The sequence below is a fragment of the Acetobacter indonesiensis genome (genome assembly GCF_000963945.1).
GTDB lineage: Bacteria > Pseudomonadota > Alphaproteobacteria > Acetobacterales > Acetobacteraceae > Acetobacter > Acetobacter indonesiensis.
The window spans coordinates 19,192-32,603 of the sequence record NZ_BAMW01000005.1 but is presented as its reverse complement, the minus strand read 5'-3'; the positions used below and the strand labels follow the sequence as shown (position 1 = coordinate 32,603).

Here is a 13,412-nt window from a genome sequence, read left to right as displayed (position 1 = left end):
CGCCCTTTCACGGCGGCAACACGGGTTCGAATCCCGTACGGGACGCCATGGTCTTCTGTTTTTACAGTCAAGCCAATATAAAAATAATTATTTTTGTAGCGTTGTAATTTCATATTATGGCTTAAGAAACAAACCTATTGGCACGTAACGTCATCATAAAAAGCTATAGATCTCGCTACAGCAAGCCCTCAGTCTTAATCTCTGAATAATAGTTGAGACCAAAGAGGTCGTATTGCCACCGGGTGCACAAACTGAACCATCATGGCATAAGCCTGATGTCGGCTCATCAAACGGCTATAACGGCAAAATGGACAAGGTCACTCATATTCATCTCGTCTCTTGATATAAGAGGGTGACGGTTGGATTGTTTGTTAAGTGGCACTGCTATCACTTCAAGGGCCTCCCCAAAAAAATCCCCCTGATTGGTTATCCTCCTGTAACCTAGTTTTAGGACCTGTTAATTTATTGAACTGAGCATGTGATCTTGTGATTCCCAGACTACCGATGGAGGTGATGCTGTGAGTGACGTGTTTTTGCTGTTTGAGAGGTAGATGGAGCGGATTGAGCCGTTTTTCCCTCTGGCGCACGGAGTGCCACGTAGGGAGGACCAGCGTATTTTGAGCTGGATCGGTTATGTGAACTGCAACGGCCTTCGGTGGAAGAATGTCTCGAAAACATATGGTCTCACAAGACGTTGTATAATCGCTTCACCTGGTGGAGCTGTCTTGGTGTCTTCGGCCGGATCTTCGTCGCGTTGACAGAGCAGGCTGGCCGTTCGAGGCGATCTGATGATCAATGCAACACACCTCAAGGTACACAGGACATCGGCGTGCCTGCTCAAAAAGAGCTTTTCCCCATCATATCGGACAGACAAAAGGCGGCCTGAACTCAAAACTTCATGCCATATGTGATAGACAGTGACGCCCTGTTCGCAATCCATATCGCAGCAAGCTTCATCTTCTACCTCAGGGGATGAGTCCTAAGCCTAGTATCTGTCTGAAACGGGAATTTTTTGAAAATTTTTATTTTTATAAAATGTCTGTATTAGATATACGAAGATAAATTCGAAGTATTTTCTGACCAACATTTAAGATTGGAAGTTTCTGTTAAAAAATTATGTATATCAGATGTCTGTTAAATATGCCGTTCTTGGTACCTTCTGTAAATCCGCTCAGGAGTGTTGCAGTCGTAATGGAAGCAGGCTTGATCTGTTATTCTGTCAGAACGGCTCTGAATCAGTTGAATGACCAAAAGAGCGAGAGGCCAGAGTAGTACAAATCTATCATATTTATACCTAAGCAGGTAAAGTTTTCTGCCCCCCTCCATAGTTAATTGAATTTGAATGACGGTTGTCAAAAAAAGTGGTAAACTGCGAGATAGTTTTTTCGTCTGTTAATATTGAATATTATTTTCATTTTTTATTTCTCTATTGTTTTTCACAATTTTATTTATAATAAATTCGCTTACATATTGGGCGGCTGAACTCATTGGAGAATCTTTTAACCAAACAATTCCTGTATCCATGCACATTTCAGGCAAAAAACTCAACGTTTCATTTAAGAATCCTGAAAGCCGTCCTAACTCTCTCATAACTGTAAGTGGTGCAATGGTAAAAGCGTTTGATAAAGAAATGATTTTTTCTCTTCCAATAGGAGAATTTATTTCAATTCGTCTTTCGGGCAACGATAACCTTCTGGCTGCCAAAATAGAATCAAATTTGTCACGTATGGCTAACCCTTTAACTGGTAGAACCCATGTTGCAGAAGAAAATTCTTCCCATTTTTGGAGAACCTCTGGGATTGAGTATATTTCTTCTATATTTGCAATAACATATTGTTCCTCACCAAGTTTTTGAGCTTTGAAACGTGGATGGGGTATAATATCAGTCAAACTTATAAAAATAAAATCATACAAATTCGTTTCAATTCCGGATAGAAGACTTTGTCGGGATCCATATTCCAATATCAAGTTAAGATTGGGGTGCATATGCTTTATCTTGGCAACTCCTCGGACAATGGCATCTTGTAGCATGGGGGTTTGAAAACCAATCTTCACTGTATTATGAAAATTCTTATCATGATGCGGAATTTCATTTATCAAATTATTCAATTCAGCACTAATACGTCTTCCTGTAGCAACAAGTCTTTCACATAACGGATAAGGAATTAACTCTCCTGATTTTCGTATAAATAGTTTAGTATTAAGTATGTTTTCTAATTCAAGACAGGATTTTGAAACAGCAGCAGGCGTAATTCGCAAACGTTCAGCAGCCAGGCGGATGCTTCTTGTTGCCATGAGTGTTTCAATAAGCTTGAAATGCCGTAATTTTATAAGGTTACGAGGGTCCGGATGCGTTTGCATTTTAGGTAATTCCTATGTGTATTGAAAATATTCTTATATTTTTCAAAAAATCATAGTTTCATTTTGTGGTGACTTATCGTGATTTAAGGTTACAGCAATATGACAAATTCCACCTTAAGCATCAAAATTGTAAAAAACCAAACGGTTGGAGGGAAGCAACTTTTATTCATCTGATATTAAGTTCGATGAGATAGAGCTATGAATAAAATCAACCAAAAAGTTATGGCATGACAAATTTTTTTCGTTTGCTAATTTTTATCCAATGGCATTATGTTTAGTATATGAAAGTCATAAACAAAGAAAAATGCAAATTTAGGATAAATATTTATGTTAATATAAATAACTATAGTTAAATAAAATTTATTTATAAATATTGGTAAATAAATTACTAGATTGTATTTAATGAGAAAAAAGGAGCTTTCTAAGCGAAATATACGATTTCTGTCGGAATTTCTGCGGGTTATGCAGAAAGAAAACAAATATAGAAATGTTGGAGAGAAAAAATGACGACATACACTTCCGGGCAGACGGCATCAGGCACGGTCTATAATTCTCAGGAAATACTAAGCTCTGGTGCGACAGGTCTATATCAATCCGTAATATCTACCGGTCAAATACTTGTTTACAGTGGAGCTGCTCTTATAGAGCAAAAAGGAAAAGTTTTATATGGACCCTACGATGGAGGGAAAATACTTGTTTATTCCGGTGGCACTATTGTTGGCGGATCTATAGGGTCAGGCGGGACGATCTTAACCGCCCCGACAGCTACTCTTTCCGGAGGCTTTGTTGTTGCTAATGGGGGAGTATTATCTCACTGGGGTAGCGTTGCAAGTGGTGGAACTCTTACAAATGGCGCAACTATCTATGTGCAATCAGGTGGGAGCGCAGATGGCATTACAGTAGGGAGTGGCGCCAATATTGTTACAAGTTCGGGCGGCCTGGTTTCTGGGACAATAGTCTCCAGCGGCGGTGGCCTTGGCTTGGCGGGTGTTGCTTCCAACACCACTATTAGCAGTGGTGGCGTCATAGAAGTTGCTTCTGGTGGTACAGCCATCGGCAGTACACTTGATGGCGGTAAAGCATATGTTGATGCGGGGGGCGTAATCAGCAAAACCACGGTTGAAAATTCCGGAATTGCCACAGTCAGTGCTGGTGCCTCAGCCCTGAATACTACTGTCGAAACCAACGGTAATCTGGTTGTTCTAAGTGGTGGTGCCGTTTCTGGTACAACAGTCTCAAGTGGCGGCGGTCTCGGTGTAGCTGGTGTTGCTTCTAATACTACTGTTAGCAATGGCGGCGTCATAGAAGTTGCTTCGGGTGGTACAGCCACAGGCAGCACACTTGATGGCGGTAAAGCATATGTTGATGCGGGGGGCGTAATCAGCACAACCACGGTTGAAAACTCTGGAATTGCCACAGTCAGTGCCGGCGCCTCAGCCCTGGATACTACTGTCGAAACCAACGGTAATTTGGTTGTTCTAAGTGGTGGTGCCGTTTCTGGTACAACAGTCTCAAGTGGTGGTGGCCTTGGTTTGGCTGGTGTGGCTTCTAACACAACCGTTAACAACGGTGGTGTTTTAGACATAGGGTCAGGAGGAACAGCCAATAGCAACACAATCAACTCTGGTGCTGAGGTTTATGTAGAGCCATCCGGCACTCTGGGGACGACGACTGTCGCTAATGGCGGCAATATTGCAGCCTCAAGTGGTGCTATAATTTCAGGCGTTGTTACAATCCAGAATGGCGGCTCTGCGACAATCTGGAACAATGCTGGTGGTACAATTGATTTACAATCAGATGATAACGCAGGTTTAACGGTTTCAGGTCTGGCGTCAGGTGGCACCCTGACAACTGTCATCAATGGCTTCAGTGGCACTGGTCCAGGAAATTCTGACAGCATTGATCTTGCTGGTGTATCGGCTGCGGGCGCATCTTATGCATACCCATCTGATAATCAGGTCGTTATCACGCTGGCGAGCGGGGCGAAAATTACGCTCAACATTACTGGCGTCAAAAATACAGGCTTTGTATTAGTTGATGACGGGCATGGTGGGGCTAGTGCAGAAGTCTGTTTCCTTGCTGATAGCTTGATTTCTACACCGTCAGGCACAGTTGCTGTACAGGATATACAAATCGGCGACAAAATCCTGAGTTATACAAATGGTGTTGTGACGGAGCAGATTGTTGTCTGGACCGGCTGCAAGCATACAACAGTCCGGTTGGGGATGCCCGATGATATGGCCGGTTATCCCGTTCGTATCCTGAAAAATGCTATCGCTGATGGTGTTCCGTTCAAAGATATGCTGATCACCCCAGAGCACTGCCTGTTTTTTGATGGACGGTTTGTTCCGGCCCGTATGTTGGTGAATGGTTCTTCCATTTTTTATGATCGTTCCATTAAGGCATATGATTATTATCATGTGGAAACACATCATCATGCAGTGATCTGTGCTGATGGGATGCTGACAGAAAGTTATCTGGATACCGGGAACCGTAAAACCTTTCGCCAGGAAGGTGCTGTTGTTGCGCTGCGGAATACCAGCGTCACTTGGGAAGATCATGCTGCGGCTCCCCTGTGTGTCGAGCGTTCTTTTGTTGAACCTCTTTTCCGCAACCTTGAATCTCGTTCTCAGGAGATTTTTGGAACGCCTGTTTGCGAAGAAACAGTTGCAACGACCAGTGACCCAGATGTTCGCCTTTTGACGGAAACTGGTGCGGTAATCCGGCCATTACGCCAAGAAGCTGGTGTCTACAGTTTCATGTTGCCGTCTGGCACAGCGCAGGTTCGTATTGTTTCACGGGCAAACCGTCCGGTAGATGTTATTGGGCCGTTTGTGGATGATCGTCGTGAACTGGGGATTGCTGTTGGAGAGATTAATCTGGTTTTCGCTAACGGAAAGCAGAATATCGGGGCGCATCTCCGGACCGAAAAGCCTGAAGGATGGTATCCTACAGACGCAAATAGCACAGTTGTTTGGACAAACGGTAATGCACTGCTGCCATTGGGGGAGGCAACAAGAAACCCGATGGGAATTCTTTCTCTGACACTTTGTGCCGCAGGACCATATTTACTTGCTGACGAAAATGAAATGGTAATCAGTCTCGTTGGATAAATAAGAAAATTCCCCTTCCTTCTCTTTTGGAAGAAGGGGAATTCTAATTGGATATTTTTAATATATTCAGAAGATAGTGTTTAAATAAGGAATTTCCAGTAGCATATCTGTTTTGATTTATTTTCTGAATACTATCAATAATATTACATACTGCAAAAAATAAGCCTGATCTGGTTATTACCATAGCCTTTTGCGCCAATAATTTTTTCTATTTCCTCGGAAAATCTGCCAAAATGGCAGTTGCGTTTTTGAAGTCAATGATCTGACCCACAGATAGGTGCACCTGAAGAGATTGGCCATAATCAACGCATATGGCGTGGAGTGTTAAATTTAGTCCGCCTTTTACGCGACCGATATGGCCGAGAACATCTTTTTTCTTGGTTAGTTAGCAAAATGTCAGGTGTAATTTAAACTGCGGTGCATCCATCTTAATCGCATTCAAACAATCAACTATTCTGTCAACGCTGCGAATATCTTGTAAAGATTGCCCCGGCGGTTCAGCCATTTCTAAAAAGTACAAAATTTTCGACAGGTCATATTCTTTCGGAGCATATTTTTATTGAAGAGTGTTTTGAGCACTATACTCAATTCCATTCTCGCTCAGAACGTGATGGTCATCCATGTAACGCACCGTGATTCTTTGATCTCTTCACCTTATATGGAGACAATATTTTTCAATAAATGAATTTTTTATGACTGGATTGTCAAGGCTCTCGCCACAGTGATAAGCGAGAAAGATCTTGCAGATAATTCGGCGTTCGTTTCGAGGATAATTAGATATGAAACCCTCTTCCTCCACATTAGCTCCTTCATTTGCATCACCGTATAGCTCATCAAATGAAATGGAATTTTCTAAACTTTTAGAAAAACCAATTGAAAATAAAACGTCATCTCTTTCGGAAACGGATGTAGATAAGTCAGTTCATCTGCAGAGCAAACATTCGTCTCATGGTAGCTCTTCGCATAAATCCGGGAATGGCAAGACCGAGGGTCATAGCAAGCCAGATACCGGTAAGACCGACAACCATAGTAAGCCGAAGCCTGATAAGACTGATGGTCAGAGCAAGCCTGACGGGACGAACTCGTTAGAGAGTGGAGGTGACTCTTCTTCTGTTGCAAGCTTAATATCAGCAGCAAAAAAAGTGCTGTCTTTTGCTCAAACGGCAGGAAAATTTGCCCCACAAGTAATCGATCTCTCCAAAGTTATTATGGAGCTTGAAGCCGGTACTATTTCTAAAAGTGACGGGGCATCCAAAATACTTCAGATTGTAGGCGATATGCTGCAGAATACTGGTGATAGCTCCGACAGTTCAGGGGCGTCTTCGGGTGTAGATTCTTCAGGATCATCGTCTGAATCGGATGTTTCATCTGACGCCGGAGCCTCTAACTCAACAACGGTCAATCGCGTTACACCTGACACAAGCATGGATGCGTTTGTTTCCACGCCGCCGACCAGCGAAACAAAGCGCCCGGATGGCGATACACGGTCCGCGCAGGATATTATAAACGATAATCCAATCCTAAAAAATCTTGGAAATCAAAGTGGTATTCGCGATAAGCTAAACGAAATGGTTGGGGGGCAGATGACAACAAACCCCGATCAGGCTTATCGGGCTGTTGCTTTGCTGACTTATATCAAATCCTCACTGGGTCGGGATGGTGCAGATCGTGGGGACATAGTGAGCGATGGCAAAATTGATGGGTTTACAAAAGATGGAGATGCTCGCCATGGCACGGAAGCTGGCGTTCTTCAGGACGTAACCCAGCAAGGGTGGGGATACCTCGGACAGCTTATTAACCATCAGCTTCCTGACACCAAAGACTCCCATGTGCGGGAAGATGGTTCCAATATGGACAATCTGCCATGGGGCTGGCAGCATTTTGGAGAGCCTATACTGAATATCGTGACCGAAATTGCTGGAGCCGTCTCGAAATAAAGAAGACGACAGAGTTTGAGAGTTATTAAATCGGTATTTAAGCCTCGCTCTCACATGCCGTTTTCACTCGTCATGCACAAGGCCTTCTGTAAGAAGCCTTGTGCATATGTGTTTGAACAAAAATTTATTGTGCTTTGAGTATACAAGTGGGTTTTATGATTGAAAGACAAAGGTGGAAAGCTCAATCGGATTCTAAATCAAGCATGATGCCTACAGAAAAATATAAAACTTTAGCTAGTCTTTCTACCATGATTTTAAGCACTGTGCTGGTTTGTGGCATCTTGTCGCCCGTAAAGGCCATAGCGGGTAAGGCTCCGGCTACAGTAACGCAGTTTTATCATGGTAATAAAACGATTCTGGTTGGTGTAGGAGGAGGGCATATGTTGAGCCTGTCCCGGCCAGCAGCAAGTGTTTTTGTGGCCGAACCACAAATAGCTGATGTTCAAGTTCCGTCTGATAACAAAATTTTTGTTATAGGCAAAAAGTCTGGCACGACGACACTCTATGCTCTGGATGAGAACGGAGATTCTATAATAGCCGTGACGGTCCGGGTTGAAGCAGATCAATCCGTGTTTGCACCACACGCTCAGGCGGAGGCATCTGACGCCACGCTGGAAACGTCTCCCAGTGGTTCTGTGCTGAGTGGAGCAGTAGCTAACGCCGAACAGGCGGATCATCTCGCATCGGTTGCGCGTGGGGTGGAGGGGAAGGAACATCCTCTGGCCAATCAGATGGGTGTGACGCATCCACTTCAGGTTAATCTGCGGATCAGAATTGCTGAGGTTTCCCGGAGCGTTGCCCAGCAAATTGGCTTTAACTGGTCTACTGTTATCAAGGCAGGAAGTTTTGCGTTTGGTATGCAGTCTGCTGCCATTGCGGAAAATACGGCTGCTTCACTGTTTGGGGGAGCCAGTACTGGACACGTCAACGCACAGACTGTCCTGGATGCAATGGCGAACGAACATCTGGTGACTTTGCTGGCTGAACCAAATCTGACGGCTATTAGTGGCAGCACCGCCACTTTTCTGGCTGGCGGTGAATTTCCTATTCCTGTGCCGCAGGCGTTGGGTGTCACCTCCATTCAATATATGCAGTATGGTGTCAGTTTAGCCTTTACGCCTACTGTTCTGGGCGCTGGGTTGATACATTTGAAGGTAAGGCCCACCGTCAGCGCATTGTCTGGGAATGGTAGCTATCAGCTTAATAATCTTTCTGTACCTGCGCTTACAACACGGCGGGCGGAAACGGAAGTTGAGCTGGCGAGTGGCGAGAGTTTTGCAATTGCAGGTTTGTTGCGAAATGATGCAGACAATAATGTGCAGAAATTTCCTATTCTGGGTGATATTCCTGTGCTGGGGCAGTTGTTTCGATCCTCACGCTTTCAGCGGGACCAAAGTGAACTGGTTATTATCATCACGCCGTATCTGGTAAAGCCCGTTGATCCTTTGCATACACCGGATGATCCACTCAGGCATATTCATCAGCCGAACGAGCTGGAACGCTTTTTCTATGGGCGCATGGCCGATCAGCAGGATCTTGACCATATGCCTCATTTGAATGGCACAGGGTTTATATTCGAGTGAAAAAATCTGCCCTCATCATATTTCTAGCCTTATGCGGTTGTGAAGCCACACAATCCGACAGAGATAAAACCTTGCCGGTTGCTTTACATACCGAGCAGCGAACCGTTCCCCTCATGTCTGATGGCAGATTTGAAGAGAAGCTTCTGAAGCAGGCTATGGTAATGCTTGGCGGTCAGACTGAAATCAGTGCCGATATTGTGGGCCTGATGCCAGAGCGAACTGAACAAATCATGTCTCGGCTTGCGGCATTAGGATTAGAACCGGACCGGGTGCATGTAGCCCCTGTGAGTGGTGGTTATCAGGTTGGCTGGCCGATATTGATTTTGAGCCGGACGCAAGTAGCGTTGCCTGATTGTACCAAAATTATGCGTTCAGGATGGTTGGGAGATGTAACGCCCAGCATCGAAAACATGGGACGATGCGTACAGAATAATAATCTGGCGCAAATGCTTGCTGATCCATCAGACTTGTATCGTGCGCCTGTAGGACACCCTTCCTCCGCTGAACGAGCTGCTTTGGGGGTTCGACGTTTGAATGAAGGGCAGGATAAAACTCTGCCATCCGACGCCCTTGGTAATGGTCTAGCTGGGTCTGGTCTTTCTGGTGCCGGAATGGCGGGTGGAAGCAGTGCAACCCAATCACAGCTTCCCGGAGCTTCCCAGCTCTGATTGAGAGAATACTTTGCTACTGCCCTGGCGGATTGCGCTGTAAAAAGTCAGGTTTTCTTGTGCTTGTTTTTCCGACATACGATGACGTAGGATAGCTGCGGAACTTGTCTGGTCTCCCATAAGGCCATAGACAAGCGCCAGAGCGTTTTCAACAGCATTAATATGACTGATCTGATCTGTTCCTGCCAATTCGCTTCGTAGTGGGCGCAAAATACCTAAAGCCTGCTGATACGAGCCTGAAACAGCAAGAGAAAGTGCCATATCTGTTCTGGCGGCCACATCGTCTGGGTTGAGAGCGAGCGCTTTCTGATAATAGCCTTGCGCAGCCTGCGGGTTTCCCAACGTATCCAGCGCGACACCCAATGCAATCAAAACACGACTATCTGACGGGGTCCGCCGAAAAGCGGCCTGGAGACGATTAAGAGCCTCGCGGGGGCGGCCTGCCTCAATCAGCAGACGGCTTGTTACTAAAGACAATTGAGTGTTGTCTGGGTTTTTGGCAGCGAGAGGCATGAGAAGGCCAAGTGCCTCATTCGGCTTTCCGTTTGCGGTCAATGCCTGAGCATAGCCCAGTTGCAGATCAATTCTGTCCGGACGTAAAGCTGTGGCGCGACCGTAAAACGTGATGGCTGTTGCTGCGTCACCTGTTTGCAGTGCGGTTTGGGCAATTCTTGCCAAAGCATCCGGGTTTTGCGCCGCCTGCATCATTTCTCGTGTTGTATCCTGCGTTGTGGGCGAAGTCTGTGCGCAGGCAGAAAGAAGAACAGGAAAGCTCAAAAATAAGCATAATTTGGTAAGCCGCATGAGAGGTCCGGAAGGAATGAGAAAGGAACGATCAGGCTGCTGCGTCCGAGACAGTAGGTGAGACATTTAGAATAGTATCGGAGAGCGTACCATAAAGTTTGACAGAAAATTCGGGTGCAACTTCATCATAGGATATGACGGGAAGAGACAATCCGTAACGTCGCAAGAGCAAAGACATGGGGCGTCGGAGGTCTGGCGCGGCAAGAAGAACTGCCTTTCGGTCATGGAGTAGGCAAGGAGCCAATAGAGAGCGGCACGTTTCGACCAGTCTCCTGCTTGAAACGGCATCAAGATTTACCTGCCGTCCCTGCGGGGTGCTGTGCAGAAGGGAGCGTAATCCGTTTTCTAAAGGGGCATCAACTCCGATGGCTGCCAAGACTTTGTCATTATTTGAGGATTGATGGCAAATCTGGCGGCGTAAAGAGAGACGTACGCGCTCCACCAAGCCGGAGGTTGTCTGCTCTTTGGGGGCCCATTCCGCAATGGTTTCAAAAACTGTGCGGATATTGCGCAACGGTACACGCTCTTCAATCAGCAAGCGCAAGACGTCAGACAAACGGGGCAGAGGACATAGTTTACCGGCTTCACGCACAAGGTCAGGAAGAAGCTTTTCTGCTTGCCGAACAAAAAGTTGTGTTTCCTGAATGCCGATAAGCTGCTCTGCGTGCGCAAGAAACGTCGCTTCGATAGTGCGGCAGATAAACTCTGTCGGTGTGATGGTGACAAGCCCGGCATCACGCACCGCAGGTAAAACAGATGTGGCTACCGCCATGCTTTCTGGGCCGAAAGGACCGGGTGTGCGGCAATATTCCATTCTTGTTTCTTGCATAACATCCGGTTGTTCCTCAACAAATACCAGAGCTGGGTCAAGGGACAGAACCAGAGAGGGGACGCCATCAATATCAATACTGAAGCTATTGTCTTCCAGTTGGGTAGACAGGCTAAGGCGCACCGGAGGCAGGATGAGACCAAGCTGTTCAGAAAACGCGTGGATATGGCTGGTAATGTAGTTTTGGAGTCGTTCATGATCTGCAGAAAATGACTGCCCCAGCAGAATATGCAGGTGGAGGCTTGTAGCAAAAGTTTGTGCTTGCGAGGCTGAATCTGCAAAAGCCGAGGCATGCTCTCTTTGCTGGCGTTTAAGGAGAAGCCAAGATGTGGCCCCTAGAAGAATACCAAAGCAGAGAAAAACTGCCGCAGGAAAGCCGGGGACAAATGCTAGTGCCCCCATAACGACAGCCGCAACCTGAAGGGACAGAGGCTCTGCACTGACTTGTTGTAAAATATCACGGCCAAGGTTGCCGCCGCCATCTTCATGCGTGACGCGTGTGACGACTACCCCTGCGGTTAGAGAAATGAGCAGGGCCGGGATTTGTGCAATCAACCCATCCCCTACAGCAAGAAGCGAATAGGTTTGTAGGGCTGTAGAAAAAGACATACCCTTTTGCAGGCAGCCAATAGCAATGCCACCAATCAGATTGACCACAATAATGATCAGACTTGCAATGGCGTCGCCTTTAACAAATTTCATAGCGCCATCCATCGCGCCGTAAAGCTGACTTTCTTTTTGCAAGCGGTTACGACGATTTTTGGCTTCTTCTTGCGTTATGTCCCCATTTTTTAGGTCTGTATCAATACTCATCTGCCGGCCAGGCAGGGCATCAAGGCTGAAACGGGCTGCGACTTCCGCAACGCGCTCCGAGCCTTTGGTAATGACAAGAAACTGCACGATTGTAATAATAAGATAGACAACAATACCAACAACAACATTGCCAGATATAACAAATTCACCGAATGTTCGGATAATATCTCCTGCATCGGCCTGTACTAGCACCATGCGGGATGTGGTGATGGAAAGTGCCAGCCGGAAAGCTGTTGTGACCAGAATAATAACAGGCAACGTGGAGAACATGACCGGAGAGCTGATATAAACAGCGACCATCATCAACACGGTGGAAATACTGATGTTTAAAGCAATAAGCACATCTGCCAGAACAGTGGGCATCGGCAGAATCATCATACCGACTGTCAGAACAAGCAGCGCGACAAGCAAGAGATCTTGTCGGCGGGAAAGACGCATCAGAATGCTATGTAGTGCGGAAAGCTCTGTGTCTGGTATCATTTAAAAACGTACCATTAGATGGTCTGCGCCCCGGTGTAGAAGGATTTTGTCCGTCAGGATCTGATCAATAATCCAGCCATCTTCTACCGTGCTGCCACAGGGGAGGCGTCGGCCCATGGTATCCAGAATGTAAGGTGCGCTGCCCAGAGCAACACCGGCAATTTGAAGTGGAGAATGTGTTGTAGTGTGAAGAAATGAAACACGATCAAGCAAGACCGTTTCTGTTCCGTATGTTGTATCAAACCATAATTTGACAGCCACCCAAGTGTCTTTCTGTTGGGGTTGTTCCGCGCCCGTGGCAATCAGAGCTCCGTCTGCTCCTTTTGAAATGGTAATCCTATTCAAATGATTTGTGAGTAGCTTCTCTTCTAGGGCTGTTTGCGTTGTGCTGACAGCGTGTGCCGAGGACGACGTGGCGGTGAGGGAAGAGGCTTGGGGAGTTGCTGAGTGATGCATATGACGCATGTAAATACTCAGAATGCCGACCAATATTAAAAAAATTAGTATGATTGACGCGCCATACTGTGCTGCGCGTAGAGGAGTTTTTGTAGGGACAATAAGTTTGAATATGGTAGTACCACAGGAAAATTGTATTGTTTTGTAGAATTTTTTTGATGTGCCTTTTTGAAGAATGTGGCCAGAGGCAAAGTGGATATTGCCTTCCCGAGCTGTTAGCTCCACCCCCATGGCTTTGGCGCGGATTAGGAAATGTGTGTCAGATAAGCTCCGGTCCGCAATGACGGCATTATTGTTGAGCGATTTCCCAACAAAAAAATCTCCCATTCGCACTGCAAGGGAGCATCCAGCCTGTGGACCGTTCTCTA

At 46.0% G+C, this 13,412-nt stretch carries 8 protein-coding genes; 4 read left to right on the top strand and 4 right to left on the bottom strand.

Annotated elements, in window-relative coordinates; genetic code table 11:
• Nucleotides 1-1,392: 1,392 nt before the first annotated feature.
• On the bottom strand, nt 1,393-2,361 hold the full coding sequence (locus Abin_RS01360; RefSeq protein ID WP_048844574.1) for a LysR family transcriptional regulator: 969 nt from the start codon (nt 2,359-2,361) through the stop codon (nt 1,393-1,395).
• 503 nt (nt 2,362-2,864) lie between these two features.
• On the opposite strand from Abin_RS01360, the gene Abin_RS01355 reads away from it, so the two are divergent.
• The 4 genes from Abin_RS01355 to Abin_RS01340 all read left to right on the top strand — a co-directional run bounded on the left by Abin_RS01355 (nt 2,865) and on the right by Abin_RS01340 (nt 9,662).
• Nucleotides 2,865-5,474: a Hint domain-containing protein gene (locus tag Abin_RS01355; protein WP_084593380.1), complete on the top strand. Its 2,610-nt coding sequence runs from the start codon at nt 2,865-2,867 to the stop codon at nt 5,472-5,474.
• A 779-nt stretch (nt 5,475-6,253) separates the two neighbouring features.
• A complete protein-coding gene (locus tag Abin_RS01350) occupies nt 6,254-7,411 on the top strand; it encodes a hypothetical protein (protein ID WP_143217175.1) in 1,158 nt (385 codons plus the stop codon).
• Nucleotides 7,412-7,659: 248 nt separating this feature from the next.
• Entirely contained in the window at nt 7,660-8,994 is a 1,335-nt protein-coding gene (locus Abin_RS01345; protein ID WP_048844573.1) for a type II and III secretion system protein family protein, read from the top strand.
• A 113-nt stretch (nt 8,995-9,107) separates the two neighbouring features.
• A complete protein-coding gene (locus tag Abin_RS01340; RefSeq protein WP_146867725.1) occupies nt 9,108-9,662 on the top strand; it encodes a CpaD family pilus assembly lipoprotein in 555 nt (184 codons plus the stop codon).
• Here the strand turns inward: Abin_RS01340 and Abin_RS01335 are convergent.
• From Abin_RS01335 to Abin_RS01325, 3 genes are all read right to left on the bottom strand, one after another.
• Nucleotides 9,633-10,370 carry a tetratricopeptide repeat protein gene (locus tag Abin_RS01335; protein ID WP_158319880.1) on the bottom strand — a complete coding sequence of 246 codons (738 nt, stop codon included), beginning with the start codon at nt 10,368-10,370 and terminating at the stop codon, nt 9,633-9,635. The two genes, Abin_RS01340 and Abin_RS01335, sit on opposite strands and share 30 nt — an antisense overlap.
• A 127-nt stretch (nt 10,371-10,497) precedes the next feature.
• The gene (sctV, locus tag Abin_RS01330; protein ID WP_048844570.1) at nt 10,498-12,588 is read right to left on the bottom strand and encodes a type III secretion system export apparatus subunit SctV; all 2,091 of its coding nucleotides are present in this window, start codon (nt 12,586-12,588) and stop codon (nt 10,498-10,500) included.
• Nucleotides 12,589-13,371, bottom strand: a complete 783-nt coding sequence (locus Abin_RS01325; RefSeq protein ID WP_048844569.1) for a SctD/MshK family protein — start codon at nt 13,369-13,371, stop codon at nt 12,589-12,591.
• Nucleotides 13,372-13,412: the final 41 nt, after the last annotated feature.